This is a genomic window from Centipeda infelix ATCC 43532, assembly GCF_000234095.1.
Lineage (GTDB): Bacteria > Bacillota > Negativicutes > Selenomonadales > Selenomonadaceae > Centipeda > Centipeda infelix.
The window spans coordinates 52,585-76,589 of record NZ_JH376797.1; the positions used below are offsets into that span (position 1 = coordinate 52,585).

At 55.8% G+C, this 24,005-nt stretch carries 22 protein-coding genes, 1 tRNA gene and 2 pseudogenes; 21 read left to right on the top strand and 4 right to left on the bottom strand.

Going from position 1 to position 24,005, the window contains the following annotated elements:
• Nucleotides 1-40: 40 nt before the first annotated feature.
• From HMPREF9334_RS12410 to HMPREF9334_RS00275, 3 genes and pseudogenes are all read right to left on the bottom strand, one after another.
• A pseudogene (locus HMPREF9334_RS12410) lies at nt 41-176 on the bottom strand (secretion protein HlyD).
• A gap of 61 nt (nt 177-237) precedes the next feature.
• Complete coding sequence (locus tag HMPREF9334_RS00270; protein ID WP_006691505.1) at nt 238-447, bottom strand: hypothetical protein; 210 nt, start codon at nt 445-447, stop codon at nt 238-240.
• A 16-nt stretch (nt 448-463) separates the two neighbouring features.
• Nucleotides 464-1,987, bottom strand: a complete 1,524-nt coding sequence (locus HMPREF9334_RS00275; protein WP_006691506.1) for a Y-family DNA polymerase — start codon at nt 1,985-1,987, stop codon at nt 464-466.
• 115 nt (nt 1,988-2,102) lie between these two features.
• Here HMPREF9334_RS00275 and rfbB point away from each other — a divergent pair, with 115 nt between their 5' ends.
• The 6 genes and pseudogenes from rfbB (at nt 2,103) to HMPREF9334_RS12840 (ending at nt 7,020) form a co-directional block, all read left to right on the top strand.
• Nucleotides 2,103-3,110 (top strand): dTDP-glucose 4,6-dehydratase, encoded by a 1,008-nt coding sequence (rfbB, locus tag HMPREF9334_RS00280; protein WP_039957047.1) that lies wholly within the window; start codon nt 2,103-2,105, stop codon nt 3,108-3,110.
• A gap of 75 nt (nt 3,111-3,185) precedes the next feature.
• A tRNA-Ala gene (locus HMPREF9334_RS00285) sits at nt 3,186-3,261 on the top strand.
• A 110-nt stretch (nt 3,262-3,371) separates the two neighbouring features.
• A complete protein-coding gene (locus HMPREF9334_RS00290; RefSeq protein WP_006691508.1) occupies nt 3,372-4,142 on the top strand; it encodes an ABC transporter ATP-binding protein in 771 nt (256 codons plus the stop codon).
• Nucleotides 4,142-4,885 (top strand): ABC transporter permease, encoded by a 744-nt coding sequence (locus tag HMPREF9334_RS00295; protein WP_006691509.1) that lies wholly within the window; start codon nt 4,142-4,144, stop codon nt 4,883-4,885. Before HMPREF9334_RS00290 ends, HMPREF9334_RS00295 begins: the two co-directional genes overlap by 1 nt.
• 111 nt (nt 4,886-4,996) lie before the next feature.
• A complete protein-coding gene (locus HMPREF9334_RS00300) occupies nt 4,997-6,790 on the top strand; it encodes a methyl-accepting chemotaxis protein (RefSeq protein ID WP_006691510.1) in 1,794 nt (597 codons plus the stop codon).
• A 79-nt stretch (nt 6,791-6,869) separates the two neighbouring features.
• Nucleotides 6,870-7,020, top strand: a pseudogene (locus HMPREF9334_RS12840) (secretion protein HlyD).
• Here HMPREF9334_RS12840 and HMPREF9334_RS00305 read toward each other — a convergent pair.
• Complete coding sequence (locus HMPREF9334_RS00305) at nt 7,017-8,645, bottom strand: DUF4153 domain-containing protein (protein WP_245535196.1); 1,629 nt, start codon at nt 8,643-8,645, stop codon at nt 7,017-7,019. The pseudogene HMPREF9334_RS12840 and the gene HMPREF9334_RS00305 sit on opposite strands and share 4 nt — an antisense overlap.
• 190 nt (nt 8,646-8,835) lie before the next feature.
• Between HMPREF9334_RS00305 and HMPREF9334_RS00310 the strand changes: the two genes are divergently transcribed.
• From HMPREF9334_RS00310 to tsaD, 15 genes are all read left to right on the top strand, one after another.
• On the top strand, nt 8,836-10,725 hold the full coding sequence (locus HMPREF9334_RS00310) for a type I glutamate--ammonia ligase (RefSeq protein ID WP_006691512.1): 1,890 nt from the start codon (nt 8,836-8,838) through the stop codon (nt 10,723-10,725).
• A 486-nt stretch (nt 10,726-11,211) separates the two neighbouring features.
• Complete coding sequence (gene clpB / locus HMPREF9334_RS00315; protein WP_006691513.1) at nt 11,212-13,785, top strand: ATP-dependent chaperone ClpB; 2,574 nt, start codon at nt 11,212-11,214, stop codon at nt 13,783-13,785.
• 207 nt (nt 13,786-13,992) lie between these two features.
• Nucleotides 13,993-15,438, top strand: coding sequence for a DUF438 domain-containing protein (locus HMPREF9334_RS00320; protein WP_006691514.1), 1,446 nt, complete (start codon nt 13,993-13,995; stop codon nt 15,436-15,438).
• Nucleotides 15,439-15,592: 154 nt separating this feature from the next.
• On the top strand, nt 15,593-16,342 hold the full coding sequence (locus HMPREF9334_RS00325) for a hypothetical protein (RefSeq protein ID WP_006691515.1): 750 nt from the start codon (nt 15,593-15,595) through the stop codon (nt 16,340-16,342).
• A 21-nt stretch (nt 16,343-16,363) separates the two neighbouring features.
• Entirely contained in the window at nt 16,364-17,764 is a 1,401-nt protein-coding gene (locus HMPREF9334_RS00330; RefSeq protein WP_006691516.1) for a TIGR02452 family protein, read from the top strand.
• A 112-nt stretch (nt 17,765-17,876) separates the two neighbouring features.
• Nucleotides 17,877-18,242: a YlxM family DNA-binding protein gene (gene ylxM, locus HMPREF9334_RS00335; RefSeq protein ID WP_006691517.1), complete on the top strand. Its 366-nt coding sequence runs from the start codon at nt 17,877-17,879 to the stop codon at nt 18,240-18,242.
• A complete protein-coding gene (gene ffh / locus HMPREF9334_RS00340; protein ID WP_006691518.1) occupies nt 18,239-19,615 on the top strand; it encodes a signal recognition particle protein in 1,377 nt (458 codons plus the stop codon). The genes ylxM and ffh overlap by 4 nt, the downstream gene beginning before the upstream one ends.
• Nucleotides 19,616-19,653: 38 nt before the next feature.
• The gene (rpsP, locus tag HMPREF9334_RS00345; protein WP_006691519.1) at nt 19,654-19,929 is read left to right on the top strand and encodes a 30S ribosomal protein S16; all 276 of its coding nucleotides are present in this window, start codon (nt 19,654-19,656) and stop codon (nt 19,927-19,929) included.
• An 83-nt stretch (nt 19,930-20,012) separates the two neighbouring features.
• A complete protein-coding gene (locus tag HMPREF9334_RS00350; RefSeq protein ID WP_006306836.1) occupies nt 20,013-20,240 on the top strand; it encodes a KH domain-containing protein in 228 nt (75 codons plus the stop codon).
• Nucleotides 20,241-20,308: 68 nt separating this feature from the next.
• A complete protein-coding gene (locus HMPREF9334_RS00355) occupies nt 20,309-20,719 on the top strand; it encodes a YlqD family protein (protein WP_006691520.1) in 411 nt (136 codons plus the stop codon).
• On the top strand, nt 20,691-21,209 hold the full coding sequence (gene rimM, locus HMPREF9334_RS00360) for a ribosome maturation factor RimM (protein WP_039957052.1): 519 nt from the start codon (nt 20,691-20,693) through the stop codon (nt 21,207-21,209). The genes HMPREF9334_RS00355 and rimM overlap by 29 nt, the downstream gene beginning before the upstream one ends.
• A gap of 109 nt (nt 21,210-21,318) precedes the next feature.
• Complete coding sequence (gene tsaE, locus HMPREF9334_RS00365) at nt 21,319-21,795, top strand: tRNA (adenosine(37)-N6)-threonylcarbamoyltransferase complex ATPase subunit type 1 TsaE (protein WP_006691522.1); 477 nt, start codon at nt 21,319-21,321, stop codon at nt 21,793-21,795.
• Complete coding sequence (tsaB, locus tag HMPREF9334_RS00370) at nt 21,776-22,495, top strand: tRNA (adenosine(37)-N6)-threonylcarbamoyltransferase complex dimerization subunit type 1 TsaB (protein WP_006691523.1); 720 nt, start codon at nt 21,776-21,778, stop codon at nt 22,493-22,495. The genes tsaE and tsaB overlap by 20 nt, the downstream gene beginning before the upstream one ends.
• Nucleotides 22,492-22,980 carry a ribosomal protein S18-alanine N-acetyltransferase gene (gene rimI, locus HMPREF9334_RS00375; RefSeq protein ID WP_006691524.1) on the top strand — a complete coding sequence of 163 codons (489 nt, stop codon included), beginning with the start codon at nt 22,492-22,494 and terminating at the stop codon, nt 22,978-22,980. The genes tsaB and rimI overlap by 4 nt, the downstream gene beginning before the upstream one ends.
• Nucleotides 22,943-23,965: a tRNA (adenosine(37)-N6)-threonylcarbamoyltransferase complex transferase subunit TsaD gene (gene tsaD, locus HMPREF9334_RS00380; protein ID WP_006691525.1), complete on the top strand. Its 1,023-nt coding sequence runs from the start codon at nt 22,943-22,945 to the stop codon at nt 23,963-23,965. The genes rimI and tsaD overlap by 38 nt, the downstream gene beginning before the upstream one ends.
• Nucleotides 23,966-24,005 lie beyond the last annotated feature (40 nt).

The following is a 24,005-nucleotide window of genomic DNA, read 5'->3' on the forward strand; positions in this document are numbered from 1 at the left end:
AAAATACAAAAAGTATACCATAGATTTGTGGCAAGTAAAACTAGGGAAGCACTGATAAATTCAGCCACGTCATCTTGACGTATCTTTTTTGCCCGTACTGTGTCGACAAATCCTCTACATAGCCCTTGCTATGCGTCCGGTTTGTCTCCTTGTTCGGACGAAAAAATCTACGCCAATCTGACGGACTTCCTGGTTCTTGTTACAACAAGGAAACAAATCTTGTGTCGGCCGCACAGATCAGCGGTTTCTTCCAAATTGTTGCGGTGCATCCATATACCCATTTGCGGCTTCCTCCTCCATGCGTTTGGCAGCGCTGTGCAGCCTTGTGAGCGCGGAGAATGGAGCGAACTGTCCCGCACGGTCATGGAGGGACATGGGGGGATGTGTCTTTGAGGTGGGGCGCGGCAGATGGATGATGTCTGCGTAGTCCTCGATTTTGCGCTGCATTGCATGCTCCTCTCTGTTATGCCTTGTGTCCGCCGATCTGAGCATTGCGCTGGCGTGCTGTTGCTCCGTCGAAGAAATTCGCTCCGCGCAGGATGGCGTTCTTTCCGTATGCTTTCTTGATGGCGACAATTGCCTCCTGCAGTGCCTTTTCCTTTGCCCGAGTGGCTTCCTCCTCGGGGGAGAGGGCATTTTCAGTCGCCTCCTCGGGGGTGAACAGCGACATCTGCTCGACGGTGGAGGCACGCTGCTCCTCCGTCATCAAATGCTGCGCGGAGACGGTGATGCGCCGGATGAGAAGCGCGGGATTGACGATCTCGTCAAAAAGCTCTGTCAGTGCCTTCATGATCGTTTGTGTCGATGTGCCGCGCTCGATGAATGTCCTGCCGTGTGCCGGCCACGGAACTTTTCTCCCATAGCGGTCTGTTCGGATGCGTCCGTGATAGTGGTCGCGTATCTCGGGGCGGGTCAGACATTCGATGTCATAGCCAATGGTGAGCTCGAGCCGGTCACTCGTGAGACGTTTTTCTGCGAGCTCGATTGAGATGATATCCGCCATCTCCCAGACAACGAGGCGTGCCTTCTGCGGCGTATATGGATGCTGCAGAACCTGTCCTCGGTGTATGCTGCGTGACTTCGGACGGTAGTTCTTGATGTCTTCTATACGTGTGGATTCATAGCCCCATGCGTGGTCGATCAGCAGCTCCGCCTGTACGCCGAAGAGGCGGTAGAGGAGCTCCTCGTTGTGGCATGTATTCGCCCTGCCGAGTGAGCAGCGTGCGATATCACCCATCGTATAGAGCCCATTCTCTTCAAGCCGCCGCGCGTAGCCTTTGCCGACGCGCCAAAAGTCCGTGAGCGGACGATGTGCCCAGAGCAGTCTGCGATAGCTTATCTCGTCCAGCGTCGCGATGCGTACACCGTCGGCATCCGGCTTCATGTGTTTTGCTACGATGTCCATTGCGACCTTTGCGAGGTAGAGATTCGTCCCGATGCCCGCGGTTGCCGTAATGCCTGTCTCGTGCAGCACTTCGCGGATGAGCCGCATGGTGAAGTCATGTGCAGAGATCTTTCCTGTGTAGAGATAGCTTGTCACGTCGATGAACACCTCATCAACGGAGTATATGTGGATGTCCGCAGGGGCAATATGCCGCAGATAGACCCCATAGATGCGCGTACTGTAGTCCATGTAGAGTGCCATGCGCGGTGGGGCTATGTGATAGGCGATGCCGAGCTCAGGATGCGCTGCGAGTTCTGCCGCGTCCGTTGTTTCGCCTGTGAGCGTTCTCTGTGGGGCTCGGTATCTGCGGCGTGCGTTTGCCTGCTCGATGGCGCGGATGACCTCGAATAGGCGCGGTCGACCGCCGATTCCGTGCGCCTTGAGCGCGGGGGAGACGGCGAGGCAGATGGTCTTGTTCGTACGGCTCTCATCCGCGACGACAAGATGCGTCGTCAGCGGGTTCAGTCCGCGCTCTATGCACTCGACCGAAGCGTAGAATGCCTTGAGGTCGATTGCGATATAGGTACGTTCCTTCGGTTTCATCGTCATCCCTCCTAGCGTGCAGTATAGCACGAATGTTTGTTGTTTGTAAATTGAAGAAGGAAAAAAAGGGGAGATGTCGAATCACACTAAGGAACAAGAAAAGGAGCGGAACGATATGAAGATCATTGTGACGGGCGGTGCCGGGTTTATCGGTGCAAATTTCATTTACCACGAGCTGCGTGAACATCCTGAAGATCGTATTGTCTGCTATGATGCGCTGACGTATGCGGGGAATCTGGCAACGCTGGACGCGGCGCGGAAGTATCCGCAGTTTTCGTTTGTGCGTGGGGACATCGCCGACCGTGCGGCGGTCTATGCGCTCTTTGAGCGAGAACAGCCGGACATCATTGTAAACTTTGCGGCGGAGTCCCATGTCGACCGCTCGATTGAAAGCCCCGAGATTTTCTTGCAGACGAATATCATTGGGACGAGTGTACTGCTCGATGCCTGCCGCAAGTACGGAATCAAACGGTATCATCAGGTCTCGACGGACGAGGTATACGGTGATCTTCCGCTCGACCGCCCCGACCTGCTCTTTACGGAGGAGACACCGCTCCATGCGTCCAGTCCATACTCCTCGTCCAAGGCATCTGCCGACCTCCTCGTGCAGGCGTATGCGCGTACCTACGGCGTGCCCGTTACCATCTCACGCTGCTCAAACAACTACGGTGCGTTCCAGTTCCCCGAGAAGCTCATCCCGCTCATGGTAATTCGTGCCATGCACGGGGAGAAACTGCCCGTCTACGGCGATGGACGAAATGTGCGCGACTGGCTGCATGTCGACGATCATTGCAGTGCCATCGACGCGATCCTGCGGCGCGGGACGGAGGGCGAGGTCTACAACGTCGGTGGACATAACGAGCGTTCGAACATTATGGTTGTACGTACGATTCTCGCTGCACTTGGCAAGGGGGAGGAGCAGATCAGCTACGTCGAAGACCGCAAGGGGCATGACCGCCGCTATGCAATTGATCCGACGAAGATCGGGCGTGAGCTCGGCTGGCAGCCCGCGACGAAGTTCGATGATGGCATTCAGACGACGATTGCGTGGTATCAGGAGCATGAGGCGTGGTGGGCGGACATCCTGAATGGTGCATATGAGAAGCGCAACGCGCAGGCATGACTGCGTGCCTGTGAAATTCAGCCTTGACAACGCACATGCTTTTCGCTATACTACCCTTTGTCAGCGCGTACGCGCGGGGGCATAGCTCAGCTGGGAGAGCGCTTGCATGGCATGCAAGAGGTCAGGGGTTCGATCCCCCTTGTCTCCACCATATTGAGAATGAACGGATGTGAGAGCAGGATCTCACATCCGTTTTTTGTCGCGTGGAGCTGTGTCATTCAATAGCTGGAAAATGACAATAAAATAGACTTTTGATAGTAAATGTGTAAGGGAGGCGATGGTGTGCTGTGTTTTTCGGGCGTGTCTGTGGACTATGGAGCGGGTGAGGATGCCGTACACGCGCTTGCGAATACTTCGCTCTGTGTGGAGCGGGGAACGGTGCTCGCACTCATCGGCGCGTCGGGCTGCGGCAAGTCGACGCTGCTGCGCGTGGGGGCGGGGCTGATCCGTCCGACGGCGGGCACGGTGACGAGCGAGGGGGATCCTATCGATCCGCGTATGCTGCGCATCGGTTTTCTGCCGCAGAACTACGGTCTGCTCGCGTGGAAGACCGTTCACGAAAACATCCTGCTCGGCGTGCAGATCAAGGGGGAATGGAATACACAGCGGATGAACACATTCGATGAGATCGTTTCGGATCTTGGTTTGCGTGAACTGCTCGACCGCTATCCGCGTGAGCTCTCGGGTGGGCAGCAGCAGCGCGTGGGGCTTGCACGCGTCTTCCTGCTGGCACCCGATCTCCTGCTGATGGATGAGCCGTTCTCCGCGCTCGATGCGATCACGCGCGAGTCGATGCAGGAGGTGTTCCTCTCACTCTGGAAGAAATACGGCGTCACCACTATACTTGTGACGCACTATGTGGAGGAGGCACTGACACTTGCAGGGCGGATTGCTGTCATGACGGGCACACCGGGGCGCGTCACCGAGATCATCGACAACCCGTTTGCGGGCGACCTTGCACATCGTTCCTCGCCGGAGTTCTTTGCGATGGGGCAGCGATTGCGTGCAAAGATTGCGGGGGGCGGTGTGTGATGAGCAGAATTTCATTTCGGATGTTCGCACTCGGCATCTGTCTCTGTCTCGCACTCTGGGCGGGTATGGCATACCTCCTCCAGATGCCTGTGATTCCTTCGCCCGTGCAGGTGCTCCTTCGTCTCGCGGCGAAATTCCCCGATACGATCGCCGTTCATGCGGGCTACAGTCTTATGCGCATCGTACTTGGTCTCTTTGCTGCCGTTGCCGTGGGCTATCCGATCGGTGTGCTGATGGGATACTTTCCGCGCGTGAACCGTCTGCTTGCTCCTCTCCTCTATCTGACCTATCCCGTGCCGAAGATTGCACTGCTGCCCGTGGTCATGCTGCTCTTCGGTGTGGGGGAGTGGAGCAAGCTGATCCTCGTGTTTCTCATCATTGTCTTTCAGGTTGTCGTCGCCGTGCGTGATGCCGTGGCGGCAATTCCTTCAGAGACGTATGCGCCGCTGCGTGTCCTCGGCGCATCGTTCGTGCAGATCGTGCGGCACATCATCGTGCCCGCCTCGCTGCCGAAGTTTATCACAGCTGTCCGCGTGGCGATGGCGACGGCGATCTCCGTTCTCTTTTTCACGGAGACGTTCGGTACGCAGTATGGTATCGGCTACTACATCATGGACGCGTGGCTGCGCGTGAACTACCTCGATATGTACGCGGGCATCGTCGTTCTCAGCGCGATGGGGCTGCTGCTCTTCGTCCTGCTCGACTGGACAGAGCGGCGGCTCTGCGCATGGAATCGAACATAAGGGAAGCACTGATAATTTTATCAGCGATTCCTTGCTTTTCTTTTTCCTACAAATGTCCTATAATGTAAATTGGGATAGGTTATGTAAATGAGTTTGGGAGGGCTCTGTTGTATGAAAGGTACTGTAGTCGCCACTTGGATTAGTACGTCGCGTGAGCTTTGGGGCAGCGCGTTGGTTGATAAGGTTATGCAGGAGATGGGGTGGGAGCCGGATCGGCTCTTTCTGCCTCTTGAGGACGTCGATGACGGCACGATCAAACGCCTGATGGATACGCTCAGCAAGGCGAATGGTCTGCCTGTTCGAGATATTTGGTATGAAATGGGACGTGATAATATCAAGTCCTTTGCGCGTGTGTATCCGTCGTTTTTCGCGAATAAAAATCTATATACATTCTTGGCATCGACGTATGATATTCATGTAGAGATCGTGAAAAAGATTGCGGGCGCAAAACCGCCTCAGCTCATTATGACGCCGATTTCGGAATACGAGGCGGTATTTACCTATGACTCGAATCGGGGGCTTCTGGACTATTTTCGCGGGCTGCTCAACGGTTCGGCAGAGTATTTCAAGGAAAAACTCGGGGTCGAGGTTCAGGAACAGACCGCCACGCATATGAAGCTGAAGCTCACCTTTGAAAAACCGATCTTCCGAGAGAAAAAATTTGGCATCAATAAGCTCGTCGCCTTTACCGGCTCGCTGTCGGGTGGCATTGGTCTGCTGACATTTGCAGGAACGCTGATTTTATCGGTGCTGCTGAGCCTTGGCGATGTTTCGTGGAAGACGTTCGTCATCCCTGCGTGCGGCGGGCTGTTTGCCGCGCTCGGCGCCAGTGTCCTCCTGCGTCCTCTCGGAGCAATTGAAAAAGAAATTGATCAGTTGGTCGAAAACAAATATTTCGACGCGCTGACGCTCCGCTCAGGCGACGTGTTCGAGCGGGTGAGTGACAAGCTGATCAAGTATCGCAAGCAGGCGCAGGCGAACTTTACGGGCTTCAAGGGGACAGGGGACGAGCTGCGGCGATATGGCATTGACTTTGACGGGTTGGCAGAAAATATGGGCGGTGCCTCGGAGGATATCGCAGGCGTTATCAACGAGGTTGCCGACAGTGCCACGACAGGGGCGGAGAATACCATATCCGTCGCAGCCTCCCTTAACAATAACATGACAGCACTGCAATCGGTCGTCGATGAGCAGGTCAAGAATAACGACGCGCTGAATTATGCCGTCAACAGCATTCACGAGGGCTTCAGCAAGGTGCGGGCGTCCAGTACGAACCTCAATCACAGCATGGAAAAATTCACTGAGGTGAAGGAAGAGGTCGAGTCCCTCAGAGAGGCGACGGAGAAGATCATGGCGATCACGGGGCTGGTGACGGATATCGCAGGGCAAACGAACCTGCTCGCCCTCAATGCAGCGATTGAAGCAGCGCGTGCAGGTGAGCAGGGGCGCGGGTTCAGCGTCGTTGCAGAGGAAGTTCGAAAGCTTGCAGAGCAGTCGCAGGGACACGCCGAGGTCATTACGAACGATGTCATGGCGGTAACGCGTATCATCAACGAGGTCGTCCTTTCGGTCAACGAGGAATACGAGGTCTTGGAGCATGAGAGCAATCAGCTCGTCCGCGTTGTCGAGGGGAACAGTCAGTACATCGACAACATTCGCGGTGTGTCGGGAAGTATTTCGGGCATCATCGAGCAGCTCAAAACCGAGATGACGAATATGGAAGATGTTCTCGGCAAGGTCGAGCATATCGCCGCTATGGCGGAGCAAAACTCTGCCTCGACGGAGGAAGTAAACGCCGCTATGCACACGCATAATCTGAAGCTGCAGGATATGATGGAAAAAATCAAGCAGTTCAAGGAAGTCACGACGGCGTTTTCGGCAGATATCAATCACTATAAGACCTGACCCTGTCCTATGAAAAAGGCTGCTGCACAAAGACGGTTTTGTCCTTGTGCAGCAGCCTTTTTATGGAATCGCTGATAAAATGAAGTCCGTCAGATTGGCGTAGATTTTTTCGTCCGAACAAGGAGGCAAACCGGACGCATAGCAAGGGCTATGTGGAGGATTTGCCGACACAGTGCGGGCAAAAAAGATGCGTCAAGATGGCGGTGCTGAATTTATCAGTGCTTCCCTAACGTATGAGTACAAATCCGCTTGCACTGTCCCAGACAACAGAGCCGTCCTCGGCTCGACTGACGGCAATATGGTCGAAATGGAGGAGGCAGCTGCCTGTCTCGTAGTTCTGTAGCTCCCTGCTGAGGCTGGTTTTTTCGTTTTGTTCCCCATATTGTACGAGTATGCGCGCATAGGGGTGCAGGTCGATGCGCTCCTCCGTGCCGTCTGTGCGCGGGACGACGAGGACACCCTCATGCGTAATATTGTTCGAATCAAATGGGAGCAGTGTGCGATAGCCTGCAATGGAGAGTTCTTCAAAGTCCTCTCCATAGAAGTAAAAGGACGTGCGCATCGCGTTGAACTTGGTGTCGAATACCTCTGCTGCGAGCGGGGAGGCATCCTGTTCGAGGTAGAACGCAATATCGATGATCTCGTCCACAACCGCGGGCGGAGTGTCGTCACGCTTTATGATCTGTCCGTCCTGCAGTAGGTTGTGTTCTGTGAGCAGCTGATTGAGCCGTGCCTCCTGACTGCGGAGCGGTACGTCGACGACGTTGAGCGGGGTGAGACTGAAGATGAGCGCGAGGATGGCTGCGCAGAGGTATACTTGCTGGGGCTTTCGTCGAAGGAAGGCGACGGCAAGCGCATAGATGCCGCAGAACGTACAGATCATGGAGGTGTAGCGCAGCGTTGTCAGCCCGTACGCCTCATAGCGGAGCCAGACGCCGTAGAGCTGGACGGCGAGGATGGGGAGGAAGAGGAGCAGCCCCCATTTCAGAAAGCGGGAAAAGAGGGGAAGCCGTGTTTGTGCGGCGAGCGTGCCGAAGAAAAAGGCAAAGCCGAGGAGAGCGAACGAAGCGTACCAATTCATCGTGCCGACGGGCATCTCGCCCGCCCCGATGATCTTGCCGACGTAGAGGTAGAGGATGAGGAGCAGGAGGAGATAGACGGGGAAGAAGAGATAGAGGAGCAGCTTCTGCGTGGTGGTGGGGAACTCATAGCGTGCGCCCGCACTTGGCAGTGCACCGAGGAATGCGGCAAGCCCCCAGCCGCCGTATGCAATCAGACCGGAGAAGAGATAGGTCGTCTCGGGAAGCCATCCGTCCGCATCGGTGACAATCAGTGCCCAGAATGCGGCGACGCAGAGGATGAGTCCGAGAAAGAGCAGGATGCTCGTTGCGATGGAAAAGGCGGTGGCAAAGAGGAGGGCGGGCAGCCCCGGGGCTTTGTTTGCTCGTTCGAGGAGAAAGAGTGCGAGGAAGGCGAGTGCGAGATAGATGCCCTGCGTCCCAACGATCAGCTGGCGGCTCGGATTTTCCACGCCATACCACGCATAGGCAAGAAGGAGGAACAGGACGGCAGACGATGCCGCGCGCAGCAGCAAGGATTTTTTTGCGGGGAATACATCCGTGAAGAGGCGGCAGGTGACTGCCGTCATCCATGCACCGAAGACGGCAGGGACGAGGCGTATGAGATGCTCGAAGTAGTCGCTGTGCCAACCCTCCGCATACAAATCGGGGCGCAGCAGGATAATACCTGTACTGACGAGGAAAAGGACTGTCTGCCAAAAGACGGCGACGGGAAAACGACGGATGAGTTCATGTGCCCTCCCCTTCAGCTGCAAGATGCGTATGGTGATATTCATAGCCATCATCCTCTCTGTGCATTGATATTCCTTATATTTTATGTGTATATGGAATCACCGTCAATGCGTACCACATTAAGGAAATGAATACTTCTTCTCAATATCTTTACAACGACCTCCGAAAAATGGTAAGATGAGCGCGTGAGTTTATGCCGCATGGCATTCTTTTGGAAAAGGGTGGTACGCAAAGATGAACGAGCTCCTCTATAAGATTCCCGCCAACACGCCGCGCGAAGAGGTCATCCGCCAGCTCAAGGCGCATCCCGAGGTGCGCTTCGTCTCGCTTGTCGGCATCGACATGGCGGGCAACGATACGGACGAGAAGATTCCCGTGCGGATTTTCATTGAGGACATTGAGAAATTCTACAATGGAACTGCCGTGCAGACGGACGGTTCCTCTGTCGTCCTGCCGAAGATTGCGACGATCAACAATGCAAAGGTGGATCTGCCGATTGATCCCGCAGTCAACTGGTTTGTGGACTACGACCCCGAGGGGGCGGACGAGGAGACAGGGCTGCCCATCGGGACGCTGCGGATTCCCTCGTTTATCATTCACGAGGAAAAGCGTGTCGATTCACGTGCGGTACTCGTGGATACGCTCGCCTATGTGAAAGCGGAACTCCTCGATTTCTTCCATCGGAATCCTGAGATTTCTGCTGCGCCTTCTCTGAACGGTGCGGATATCGTGGACATCGCGTTCACGTCGGCGACGGAGCTCGAGTTCTGGGTCAAAACACCGCTCGATGACAACGCATCCATCGAGGAGATGTCTGCCTCGCAGGTGATGAACGAGCAGTACTGGGAGCGCACGCACGGTGCTGTGCGTACGGCACTTGAGGACTGCATTATCCAGCTCGACAAATACGGCTTTCACATGGAGATGGGGCACAAGGAGGTCGGTGGACTCAAGGCGCAGATCAACGAGAGCGGGCGCATGACGCACGTCTGCGAGCAGATCGAGATTGACTGGCAGTATGATAGTGCCGTGCAGGCGGCGGATAACGAACTCTTCGTCCGTACCTTTGTCCGCGAGATCTTCCGACTCTACGGGCTTGAGGTCAACTTCAAGGCGAAGCCGCTCATCGGGCTTGCGGGCAATGGTGAGCACACGCATCTGAGTCTCGCGGCAATCACGAAGGACGGCAAGCGTCACAGCCTCTTTGCCGCAGACGACCAGAATGCACACTATATGAATGCGGTCGGCTACGGCGCACTCATGGGGCTGCTCAAGAATTATGAGGCGATCAATCCGTTTGTCTCCGCGACAAACGACGCATTCAACCGTCTGAAGCCGGGCTTCGAGGCGCCGGTCTGCGTCGTCACCTCATTCGGTGCGTCACCTGCAATCCCGTCGCGCAACCGTACGGTGCTTGTCAGCCTCATCCGCGACCTCAAAAATCCGCTTGCAACGCGGTTCGAGCTGCGCGCGACCAATCCCTACTCGAACACCTACCTCGTCATCGCCGCTTCGTACCTCGCGATTCTCGACGGTATCAAGTATTCGGCGGGACGCACGGCGGATGAGCTGCTCGCGGAGCTGTCGAAGCAGCCGGGGGAATCGGCAGGCTATCTTGAGAAAGACCGTGCCTATCGGAGCGAGGAGGACGTGTTCGAGCACTATACGGCGGACGAGCGCGACGCGCGCTTCGGCAAGCCGCCCGCGACGGTCTGGGAGAATATGCTCGGCTTTGATCTCTATCCCGATAAGGTGGCGGTGCTCACACAGGCGAATACACTCCGCCCGCAGATCATCGACTCGTTCCGTACGGGTGCGCTCCTGCGCTGGAAGATCGAGCTCATCAGCCGCATCATTCCCGAGAACCGCAACATCGTCCGCCGTATGACGGAGATCAAGAGCGACTTCGTGACGGATCAGGATGCTTATATGTGGAACAAGATCCACGATCTGCGCATCTACCTTGCAAAGGACACGATCGACGACAAGGCTCTCTTTACGCTGCTCATCAAGGCGCTCAATGAGGGCGACTATCCGACGGCATCCGCACTGCAGCTTGAGATGTATGCGAAGATGGAGGAGCTTAAGGAGCTCTACGACGCATATAAAAAGAATATGATCTAAATGTTGAATCTGTGTCAAAACTTACGGGCGTACGTGCTCCACGCAAACACTTAGTTGTGCAAGCGTTCGTGCGCTTGTACGCTCAAATACCGTCGGACTTCTTAAACGCGCTTCGCTTGAACGAAAGAAATCCGACGGGGCGTACCGCGCAAGCGGTCAACGTCATCCAATCGCACTTCGCTATCGCTCGTGTTCTTGGGACGTTTTCCCATACGACCTGTTTCCCAATCAGCTTCGTCCTACGAACTTGCTTCTTGGACAGGTCAGTATTTTCTCGCTTGCTCCACTAGGGTTTGCTTAGGAGCATCGTAGCGCGTATTCTTTCATAATAGTTATCACAGAATCAGGCAGTTGTGGCTTCGTCGAATTTTCGTCGAAGCCTTTTCTGAAAAATAAAAGTCAAAAAATCAAAGAAAGTATTTGACTTTTTGACTTTAACTGATATAATGGGTTCATAAAGACAAATATTCGATGGAGGGACATATTATGGAACAGGATAAATACACAGCGCGAACGCTCGCGGCACTGCAGTCGGCACAGCAGATTGCGGCGATGCGCTACCATCAGGAAATCACGTCGGTACACGTACTGCTCGCACTTGCTAAGGAGCCGGAGGGGTTGCTTGCAACGATCTTCGATGTCTGCGGTGTTGATCTGCCGCTGCTCAAGGCACGGCTCGAAAAGGAGCTTGCCGCCATTCCGAGCGTGCGCGGGACAAACCGCCTTGGCATGGGGATGGACATGGTGCGCGTGCTCGGACGTGCCGAGGAACTGGCGAAGTCGATGAAGGACGAGTACGTTTCAACCGAACATCTGCTGCTCGCGCTCATCACGGATGGGAGCGATGAGGTACAGTCAATTGCGCGTGAGTTCCGGCTGACGAAGAGTGCGGTGCAGGATGCCATCCAGAAACATCGCAAGCAGAATGTCACGAGCGAGAACCCCGAGGAGGGCTATCAGTCCCTTGAGAAATACGGGCGCGATCTGACAGCGGCGGCGCGTGCGAACAAGCTCGACCCCGTGATCGGACGCGACGAGGAGATTCGCCGCTCGATTGAAATTCTCTCGCGCCGTACGAAGAACAACCCTGTGCTCATCGGTGAGCCGGGTGTCGGCAAGACGGCGATTGTCGAGGGGCTTGCCCGCCGTATCGTGGCGGGGGATGTGCCCGAGTCGCTGAAGAACAAGACGCTCTACTCGCTTGACATGGGCGCACTGGTCGCGGGCGCGAAGTTTCGCGGTGAGTTCGAGGAACGTCTCAAGGGTGTGCTGAATGAGATCGCAAAGTCCGAGGGCCAGATACTGCTCTTTATCGACGAGGTGCATACAGTTGTCGGCGCGGGTGCGGCAGAGGGCGCGATGGATGCGGGCAATCTGCTGAAACCGCTCCTCGCGCGCGGTGAGCTGCGCTGCATCGGTGCAACGACGCTGAACGAGTACCGCAAATACATCGAGAAGGACACGGCACTCGAACGCCGCTTCCAGCCCGTCATGGTCGGCGAGCCGAGCGTGGAGGACACGATTTCCATTCTGCGTGGACTGAAGGAACGCTACGAGGTGCATCACGGCGTACGCATCCGCGACGCAGCACTCGTGGCAGCGGCGACACTCTCCGACCGCTATATCTCCGACCGTTTCCTGCCGGACAAGGCGATCGACCTCGTCGACGAGGCGGCGGCAAAGCTGCGCACGGAGATCGAGTCCATGCCCGCGCCGCTCGATGAGATCCGCCGCAAGATCCTCCAGCTCGACATCGAGGAGGAGGCACTGAAAAAGGAGACGGACGAGGCATCGAAGGAAAAACTCGCCGCTCTTGTTGCAGAGAAGGAGCAGCTGCACGCCGAGGAAGCGAAACTCCAAGCAAAATGGGAGAGTGAGACGCAGGCGATCCTGCGCGTGCGTGCCATCAAGAAGGAGATGGATGAGCTGCGCGGCGAGATGGAGGCGGCGGAGCGTGCCCAGAACCTCGCACGCGCCTCGGAGCTGAAATACGGCAAGATGCCGGAACTCGAGAAGAAGCTCGCGGAAGAGGAGACGGCGATTGCCGCGAAGGCGGACGGTGAGCGGATGCTCAAGGAGGAGGTTGGTGAGGAGGACATCGCGCGTGTTGTCAGCCGTTGGACGGGCATCCCCGTGACAAAGATGATGACGGGCGAGCGCGAGAAGCTGCTCCGCCTTGAGGAGGTGCTGCACGAGCGCGTCGTCGGACAGGACGAGGCGGTGACCGCCGTCAGTGAGGCAATCCTGCGTGCGCGTGCGGGCATCAAGGATCCGAACCGTCCGATCGGCTCGTTTATCTTCCTCGGTCCCACAGGCGTGGGCAAGACCGAGCTTGCAAAGACCCTTGCCGAATCGCTCTTTGACGATGAGCGGAGCATGATCCGCATCGACATGAGCGAGTACATGGAGAAGCACAGCGTCTCGCGTCTCATCGGCGCGCCTCCGGGCTATGTCGGCTACGATGAGGGGGGCCAGCTGACGGAGGCGGTGCGCCGCCGCCCGTATAGCGTGATCCTGCTCGACGAGATTGAGAAGGCACACCGCGACGTGTTCAACGTGCTGCTGCAGATTCTCGACGATGGGCGTCTGACGGACGGCAAGGGGCGCGTCGTGAACTTCAAGAATACGGTCATCATCATGACGAGCAACCTCGGTTCGCATGAAATCCTGAGCAAGGACTATGCGGAGGCGGAGACGGCGGTGCGCGCACTGCTCAAAGAGTATTTCCGCCCCGAGTTCCTGAACCGCGTGGATGATACGATTGTGTTCAAGGCACTCACAAAGGACAACGTGAAGCGCATCGCGGCGATCATGCTCGCGGCACTCAGCAAGCGCCTTGAGCGTCAGGCGGATATTCAGCTGACGTGGGACGATGCGGCGATTACGGCACTTGCGGACGAGGGGTTCGACCCCGACTTCGGTGCGCGTCCGCTGCGTCGTCTGCTCACGCACACGGTCGAGACCGCCCTCTCGAAGAAGATCATCGCGGGTGATGTGCGCGGCGGCGATACCGTGGAGCTTGGCTTTGACGGGACGGAGTTTACGTTTAAGAGATTGTAAATCCAAAAGTCTGCCCCGCTTGCGGGGAAGGGGGACAGCGAAGCGGTGGAAGGGGCACAACAGGGAGCAATATAAAGGTGTATTTTCCTTCATATTGCTCCTTATTTCATTTCCGTATCAAAGGTTACAGTACTTTTTCATCGCTTTGCGTTATAATCGTCACACAGAGATGATGATGTACGATAATATAGATAAAGGAGAGAACCCATGGAAAAGGTACTCGATTTGAAAAAGACGGTTGCCGAGCTGGTGGAGGAGAATCCCGAAGTAAAGGAGATCATGTCGCAGATCGGATTTAAGGAAATTACGAACCCCGTTGCGCTGAACGTAATGGGGCGCATCATGACGATTCCGCGCGGCGCAGCGGTGAAGGGGATCGAGCTCTCGAAGGTCATCGCGGCATTTGAGGAGCGTGGCTATCAGGTGATCAGCGATGATGCGCAGTCGCGGCAGGGGCGCATTCGAAACTTCATCGAGCGGCTGTCGGGCGGCGAGGATCTCGACTCCGTCCGCAAGGACTTCGTGCAGGAGTTCAGTCACGTCGACGCACAGGAGATCATGACGGCAGAACAGACCCTTATCAAGGAGGGAATGCCGATCACAGAGGTACAGCGCCTCTGCGATGTTCATTCGGCGCTCTTTCACGGCGTAGCGAGCGAGCCGCCGGCAGGTGCGCTCTCGCATGACGAGATTCACGCACAGGCGGCATCGGTGAATCCCGATGACATCGACGCGCTGCCCGAGGGGCATCCGCTCACGATCCTGCGTGCGGAGAATACGGCACTCGACGCGCTGCTCGACACGATTGAGGGCGAGCTGGACGGCGCAAAGCGTACGGATGTCATGCTCCAGCACATTCTCGCGCTCGGTGATGTGCGCTCCCACTACATCAAGAAGGAAGAACTGCTGATGCCGATTCTCTACGATTACGGTGTCACGGGACCCTCGCAGGTCATGTGGGGCATCGACGATGAGATGAAGCGCGAGCTCGCCATGATTATCAAGGCGCTCAAGGCGGACGAAGAGACGCTGCCCATGTATGAGTCACGGATCCGTGCACTCACGCAGCGCGTACGTGAAATGATCTTTAAGGAGGAGAAGATTCTCTTCCCACTCAGCCTGCGCTATTTCACGCAGATGGAATGGTATCGCTGCTATCACGATCTGCCGGACATGGGCATCTCGTTCGGCGTTCCCATCCCTGCGTGGGAGGCGGCGCAGCCGTGGCTCGATCAGGAGGCAGCGCGTCTCGCACAGTCTCAGGTGGGCGGGAAGCTCCAGTTTCCGACCGGTGAGCTCTCGATGGAGCAGCTGACAACGATTCTTCAGCTGCTGCCCGTGGACATCACCTTTATCGACAAGGATGATGTCGTCCGCTTCTTCACAAACGAGGGGCAGGTGTTCACGCGTCCGCTGTCCGCACTCGGGCGCGACGTGATGAACTGCCACCCGCCCGAGATTATCCCCGTGGTGCGGAATCTGATCGCGGACTTCAAGGCGAAGAAGCGCACGCAGATGATCGTGCACCGCTACATCCGCGAGCGTCCGATCCGCGTGCAGTATCAGGCGATGTATGATAAGTCGGGCGAGTACATCGGCACGGTCGAGTTCGTGACCGACCACGCAGAGCCGCTGGAAAAATTCCGTCGCTGAGACGTGACATAAGGATATGACAATACAATGAGTTCTTAGGCATGAACTGGCACGAAACCGCTTCATGCCTTTTTTGAATGGGATTCCTTTAGTCTTGACATTGTATGTTGAAGTGGATACTATAGATGTTAGAATGAAATGAGGAGGGCCAGAAATGAACAAATGTGAAGCCTATGACAAGCTTGTAAAAGATGCGCAGAAATTCTATCAGGATCAGGATGGATCTTCTTTTCTGATGCCGCTTGATGAGACGTTTGGTGTTTGTAAAGAAATCAATCTTTATACCTATTGGCAGGGCAGAGGATATGCTGAAACGACGCCGGAAATCAAATACTTGTTGGTTGGACAGGACTGGGGTAACCCATATTCTGTACCGAAGACGTTTCAAGATCGGATCAGAGAGATTATCAGCGGAAAAGACTTACCGTATATCAGTGACGAAAAGAAAATGGACAGTGGGTTTCAAACGGATAAAAACTTGATTGAACTCTTTCGTCATTTGGGTTATGAAATTGCACAACAGCAGTACGATGAGCTTTTCTTTACGAATTTTTGCTTGGGCTATCGGCGTAAAGAAAGCAGCAGGGGTATGAAGAAGGAGGTCATGAATAAGGACAGGGAGCGTTTTCGGGAGTTATGTACCATATTGCAGCCAAAGAATATTTTGTGCTTGGGACGTATGAGCTTTGAATGTGTTTATAAGGCACTTGTAAAAGGATCCAGAATACCATATAAGGGCTATATGAAATACATCGAAGAACATCCACAGATCAACGCGGATCCTGTGTATGGGGGCGGGGTGATATACCCGCTGGCACATTGCGGCGGTCTTGGGATAAGGAATCGACCATTGGAGCAGCAAATTGAAGATTGGAAGTGGGTCGGGGAGACCTCCATGCAATGAGATGAAAAAGGAGGGGCTGCGATGTCTCGGCAGGAACGCAGGCGAATCGCGGAAGAAACCATACAGGTTACGCATCGAGGCAGGTATCAAAAGGATGGAAAAACAATAGTTCTTCCCAAAGAGAACTGTAGCACAGCAATTCTCATAGATGCCAAGGAGGCAAAACGCTGTGGAGAAGTTGTAAAAAGTTGCTGCTCGATATCAGATACGCCCGATATCTACATCTTGGATGCAGATTCTTTTGCCTGTGCCGAGGGAATGGAGAACGTCCTCGTAATGAATTTCGCCAATGCACACGTACCCGGCGGCGGGTTTCGAAACGGCGCAAATGCACAGGAAGAATGTTTGTGCAGAGAGAGTACGCTCTATCATTCCATAGGCGGCGATGTGGCATACGAGATGTATGACTATAACAATCGTCGAAAAAATGCCTGTGATTCCGACTACATGATACTATCACCCCATGTATGCGTCTTTCGGGATCTTCATGATGATTTTTTGGATGAGCCGTTTCTGACCTCTGTCATTACGATTCCTGCGCCGAACCGCAACGGTGCGGCGCGGGAGGTTTCTCCCGCTGTGCTGTCCCGTGTAATGAAATCGAGGCTAAGGAAAATGTTTGCCGTTGCCGCAGCGCATGGGTATTCGTCTCTCGTTCTTGGCGCATGGGGATGCGGGGCATTTGGACACGATCCACATAACGTTGCAAAGTATTTTTATGATATTCTTATGAATGAAGGATATCATAAATACTTTCAGACAATAGCATTTGCAATTATTGATAGAGGTGAAAAGAAAAATTTTCACGCATTTGCAGATGTATTTCAGGATGTTGGAACAATATGCACCAATGATACATCTGAAGCTGTGACAGCAGTACCGGGATTTTATCAAACAAATCATCCGTTCATCACATACAACTTTTCGCAGGAAAACATTTCGCCTGAGAATATGGGGTATTCCTATGGCACAACGAAGAACGGAATTCCCTTTATGGCAGAAATCTGGGAGCAGACCGATGGCGATCGGGCTGTGGCATTCTATCTTCCTGTTATGGAAGGCTTCATGAAGCTTGAGGGCATGCCGCTTGTCAATGAAGCAACCGATACGAAGACCTTTTTTATTCAAAAGCCGGTCAAGGCGTTTCATGCTTTGTGTGTCGGCATGGCAGACGGCGGCATGGTGGACGATTTAAGCGTTCTGTTTGCTTATGTCAGGTTTTTGGAAGAATGTAATTTGCTTGCATTTTCAACCGACCTCCAAAATGCATATGCATTTCTCTTGACAGATGTGACAGGGCATGATCTGATTGCGATTACGATATCGCTCACAATAGAGGGGGAGACAGTGGCATCTACACCGCTTTCCTGGATTCCGTTTCACCATCCGTCCCCAAAGAGAACACATCTGCGTTTGGTGTAGTGCATTCAAAAAGGAACGTAGACGCATATAACTTAGCCTGTCAAGAAAAATACTTGACAGGCTTTTCGTTTGCCGCTATAATTCCAACAGTGTTTAGAAACAGGTGATGTGCATGGAGCGACTTTATGAGCTCGCAAGACTGTATGACCTGTACGGCGGGCTTCTTACGGGAAAGCAGCGCGAGTGTCTGCGTCTGCACATCGCGGAGGACTTTTCCCTCGCGGAGATCGGCGAGGAGCTGGGCATCACGCGGCAGGCGGCGCATGACAATATCCGCCGCGCAGAGCGTGCGCTCACGGAGATGGAGGAGACACTCGGACTCCTCGCGCGTCAACAGGCGCAGGAGCACGCACTTACTGCGATCTGTGCGGAGCTGCGTGCACTCAGAGAACCGATTGCGTGCGTTGATGTGCGGCGCATCGCGGACGAACTGGAACAATACACATCACAGGACGATACGAAGGAGGTGGGAGAATGATCTTTGAGAATCTGTCCGATCGTTTGCAGGGGATCTTCAAGAAGCTGCGCGGACATGGCAAGCTGACCGAGGACGATGTGAACGATGCCATGCGCGAGGTGCGGATGGCACTCCTCGAAGCAGATGTCAACTTCAAGGTCGTCAAGGACTTCGTCAAACGCGTGAAGGAGCGTGCCGTCGGGCAGGAGGTGCTCGACACACTCACGGCGGCACAGGCGGTCATCAAGATCGTTGACGAGGAACTGACCGCGCTGATGGGCGGGACGGAGAGCCGTCTCAACATCAGTCCGAACCCGCCGACCGTCATCATGCTCGTCGGCCTCCAAGGCTCGGGTAAGACCACATCGGCGGGCAAGCTCGCGCTCATGCTCAAGAAGCAGGGCAAACGCCCGCTGCTCGTCGCGGACGACATCTATCGTCCCGCTGCGATCAAGCAGCTCGAAGTCATCGGTGAAAAGGTCGAAGTGCCCGTGTTCTCGCAGGGGCAGGAGGATGCCGTCGCCATTGCACGCGCCGCGATCGGTCATTCGGCATCGCACGCGAACGATGTCGTCATCATCGACACTGCGGGACGTTTGCAGATCGACGAAACGCTCATGCAGGAGCTGCGCGATATCAAGGCTGCGGTAAAGCCGCATGAGATCCTGCTCGTTGTGGATGCCATGACGGGACAGGAAGCCGTCAACGTCGCGCAGTCTTTTGACGAGTCGCTCGGGCTGGATGGCGTCATCATGACGAAGCTCGACGGCGACGCACGCGGCGGTGCCGCACTTTCGATCAAGGCGGTCACGGGCTGTCCCGTGAAGTTCGTCGGCATGGGCGAGAAGCTCGAACCGCTCGAGGTGTTCCACCCCGACCGCATGGCATCGCGCATCCTCGGCATGGGCGATGTGCTCTCCCTCGTGGAGAAGGCACAGGAGAACTTCGACCTCGAAAACGCGAAGAAGATGGAGGCGAAGCTCCGCAAGAACGACTTCACGCTCGACGACTTCCTCGATCAGCTGCAGCAGGTGAAGAAGCTCGGATCGCTGAATAGCATCCTCGGCATGATTCCGGGGATGGGCAATCTCAAGAAGAAGCTCGGCGATCAGGAGTTTGACCTCGACGGCAAGGAGATGCGCCAGCTTGAGGCAATCATCCGTGCGATGACACCGAAGGAGCGTGCGGATATCACGATCATCAACGGCAGCCGCCGCAAGCGCATCGCTGCGGGCAGCGGAACACGCGTGCAGGATGTCAATAAGCTGCTCAAGCAGTTTGGCGAGATGCGCAAGATGATGAAGAAAATGAAGAAGATGAAGGGCAAGGGCGGAATGCCCTCCATGCCGTCACTCGGCGGCATGGGGCTTCCGAAGATGCCATTCTTCAAATAATACACAATGAATCTCACACAACGAAAGGTGGTGAAATTATGGCAGTCAAGATTCGTTTGAACCGCATGGGTGCGAAGAAGAATCCCTTTTATCGCATTGTGGTCGCCGACTCGCGTGCACCGCGTGACGGTCGATTCATCGAGATCCTTGGAAACTACGATCCGTCGAAGCAGCCCGCTGTCGTCAGCATTGACGAGGAGAAGGCAATCGACTGGATGAAGAAGGGCGCACAGCCGACCGACACGGTCAGGAACCTCCTGAGCAAGAACGGTACGATGGCGAAATTCGCCGAGGCAAAGCGTCAGAAGGACTGACAAATACAGTGCGTGCGCGGGGGACTTCACCATCTCGGTGAACTCTCGCGGCGTGCGTATTGCGATGAGGAGAGACGACCGGCGTGAAAGAGATAGTCGAGGTTATCGCAAAATCCTTGGTCGATCATCCGGAAGCTGTCGTCGTTGACGAAACGCAGGATGATCAGGAGATCATATTGAGACTTCGTGTGGCAGAGGATGACATGGGTAAGGTCATCGGCAAGCAGGGGCGCATCGCAAAAGCGCTGCGCAGTGTTGTCAAGGCTGCCGCGACGAAGGAGAATAAGAGGGCAACGGTCGAGATCGGCTGATGTGCAAACGGCGTGCGTCTCGGACGGTCGCCGTTTTTGCATATTTGTTGCAATAGGAGAAATACAGAGTGGATACAATCACAATGAAGGTGCCTGTCACCGTCAAGGCAAAGCTGACGGAGAAGCTGCGTGCGAAGATGCTCAAGGAGATGGAGGAAGGTCTCAGCCGTGCGGAGCTCGAGGTGCAGCAGCTCGGCATCCAGGAGAAGCGCGTCATGCAGGAGGCGGAGCAGGGCGAGCTGACGCCGCAGGCGATTCAGCACATCAACGCGATCCGTCAGGAGCGTCAGCGTCGTCTCGACTACATCGAGGAGACGACGGCACATCGCGAAGAGCTGCAGAAGTTCGTCGAGGGTGCGGAAATCGTGCAGGGCACGCTTGAGCGTCTGGTCAAGGCGAAGGTCGGCGACGATATGCGCGAGCTCATGAACGTCGAGATTCTGGTGGAGGATGACAAGATTGTCGCCATCCGTTCCTGATGCGAGCAATGAGCGCATCGTCATTGGACGCGTCGGTGCGGCGCATGGGATTCGCGGCGAGCTGCGCGTTATCCCGCTGACGGACTTTCCCGAGCGTTTTGCTGCGCTGCGCGAGGTTATGGTCGGCGATGAGCTGCTGCACATCGAGAGCGTCAAGCCGCAGGGGAAGAACTTCCTCATGCGTTTCCGTGAGTATGCTGTCCGCGAGGACGCGCAAAAACTTACGGGGCGGCATCTCACCGTTGCGCGAGCAGAGGCGGCACCGCTCGATGAGGGCGAGTACTACGTCTTTGACATCGTGGGGCTGACGGTGTACGATGAGGAGGACAATGAACTTGGCACGGTCGAGAATGTTCTCCGTACGGGCAGCAACGATGTCTATGCCGTGCGCAGTGAGGATGGGCGTGAGATTCTCATTCCCGCACTGCGTGCGGTTGTACGCGAGATCGATGTGCCGGGCGGGCACATGACAGTACGATTCCCGCAGTAAGCGGACGGGGAGGACATCTCTCCGCTCCGCTTTTTCTTTGCGGAAAATCGCGTCTCATGTTATAATGTATCAAAAGTTTCTATTTCTTTTATTCATAAGGGGTCAGAATATGCTCACCTGTATCACGCACTCTCCCGAAGAGACTGCGCATTTAGCGGGAACAATCGGTAAAATCATCCGCGAGGGGACGGTGATCTGCCTCGATGGAGAACTTGGGGTGGGCAAGACGCTCTTTGTGCGTGCGCTTGCGCGGACGCTCGGGGTGGAGAGCGACGTGACGAGCCCGACGTTCAACCTCATGAACATCTATGAGGCGGCATGTCCCATTGTGCATTTTGACCTCTATCGAATCGAATCCGAGGAGGAACTGGAAGACATCGGCTTCTATGAGTACGTTGAGGCGACGGAGGGCATTGTTCTGATCGAGTGGGCGGAGAAATTTCCCGATGCGATGCCTGAGGATCGCGTGCAGGTAAACATCGCGGCACTGGACGGGGAGGAGCGGCAGTTCACCTTTGCCGCCGAAGGGGAGTTGAGTACGGCTCTCTTGGAGGAGTTGAGCGATATTGTCAATCCTGAGCATTGATACCTCCTCGCAGGTCTCGAGCGTTGCCGTTCTGTCGGCGGAGCGCGTTGCGGCAGAGATCAGCATGCAGGGAGCACTGACGCACTCGGAGACGTTGATGCCGCACATCGAGACGGCACTCCGTATGGCGCGTGTGGAAAAATCTGAACTCGAGGGAATCGCCGTCAGCATCGGCCCCGGCTCGTTCACGGGGCTGCGCATCGGACTTGCGTCGGCAAAGATGATGGCGTATGCCCTGCACATCCCTCTCATCGCAGTACCGACACTCGAGGCGCTTGCCCATCACTATATCTGTGAGGGTGTGCGCCTCGTTCCTATGATGGACGCGCAGAAAGGAAATGTCTATGCGCAGGAATTTGCGTGGCGTGCGGATGGCGATGCGCTGATATTGCAAGAGATTCGTTCCCTTGCGATTCTTCCTCTGACGGAGGTCATCGCGGGATTGGATAACGCAGAGCAGCCTGTGATTTTGCTCGGCGATGCCATGCAGAAGAAAACGACGCTCGCACTTCCGGCAAATGTGCGCCTTGCTCCGATTCATGCACGGATGCCGCGTGCGGCGTGTGTAGGGCTCGCGGCACTCACGCGGCTTGCACGCGGGGAGATGGACGATCCCGTGACTGCTGCACCGCTCTATCTGCGCCGCAGTGAGGCGGAGGTGCTGTGGGAGAAGCGGCACGGTACGGAGGCGGCGCAGTGATTCACTTTCGTACACTGCTGCCGGAGGACGCAGAGGGCGTGGCTGCCGTCGAGCGTGAGAGTTTCCCGACACCGTGGTCGCGTGAGGATTTCTGGCGCGAGGCATCGAATGACTTTGCCTGCTATATCGTTGCGCTCGAGGATGCGGAAATCATTGGCTTTGGCGGCTGCTGGATCTCGTTCGAGGAGGCGCAGGTGACGAATATCGCGCTGACCTCCGCGCAGCGGGGCAGAGGGCTTGGGAAAGATCTCATGACACGGCTCATGTGTGCGGCGGCTGCGCGCGGTGCGGAGCGCATGACGCTTGAAGTGCGTCCGTCGAATACGCCTGCGCTGCGTCTCTATGAGGGGCTCGGCTTTGCAGCAATCGGCGTGCGCAAGAAATACTATCAGGACAATGACGAGGACGCGATCCTGATGTGGCATACGAAATTGAAGGAATTTGCAAATGAAAGATGTGCAGGAAAAACTGACGCTCGGGATTGAGACGAGCTGCGACGAGACCTCGGCGGCGGTGCTGCGCGGGAAGCGTGAACTCCTCTCGTGTGTGATCGCGACGCAGATTCCGATCCATCAGAAATACGGCGGTGTCGTGCCCGAGATCGCGTCGCGCAACCACATTTTGAGCATCCTGCCCGTCATCGAGCAGGCACTTGCGGAGGCGGGGACGGAGCTCGCAGAGATCGACCAGATCGCCGTCACCTATGGACCGGGGCTGGTCGGTGCTCTTCTCGTCGGTGTATCGGCGGCGAAATCGCTCGCGTTCTCCCTCGGTGTGCCGCTCATCGGGGTCAATCATCTGGAGGGGCACATCTTTGCGAACTTCCTTGCGGCCGAGGATCTCAGACCGCCCTTTATGTCGCTCGTCGTCTCGGGTGGCCATACCGCACTCGTCGATCTCGCGGATTACGAGACGTTTCGCCAGATGGGCAGGACGCGCGACGATGCGGCGGGCGAGGCATTTGACAAGGTGGCGCGTGTGATGGGGCTGCCGTATCCGGGCGGCCCCGAGATCGACAAGCTCGCTCGTGAGGGTGATCCCACCGCGATCGACTTCCCGCGTGCACTTGCACAGGAGGGAAACTACGAATTCAGCTTCAGCGGGCTGAAATCCGCCGTGCTGAACTACATCAACAGCGAGCAGATGAAGGGGCATGAACTGAACAAGGCGGACATCGCCGCCTCGTTCCAGTCCGCCGTTGTCGAGGTGCTTGTGCACAAGGCGTTTGAGGCGATTCACGAAGCGGGGCGCGATACCCTTGTCCTTGCAGGCGGTGTTGCGGCGAATAAGTCCCTTGAGACACGTCTGCGTGAGACGGCAGCGGCGGAGGGCATCCGCTATCTTTATCCGCCGCCGCGTCTCTGCACGGACAACGCTGCCATGATTGCCTGTCGCGGCGCGTATCAGGCGGCGGCAGGGAAGTACAGTGACCTTTATCTGAACGCCGTAGCCGGGTTGGATTTTGATTGATTGCAGAGCCGATATACGACTGTTTTGTCGTGTATTGGTT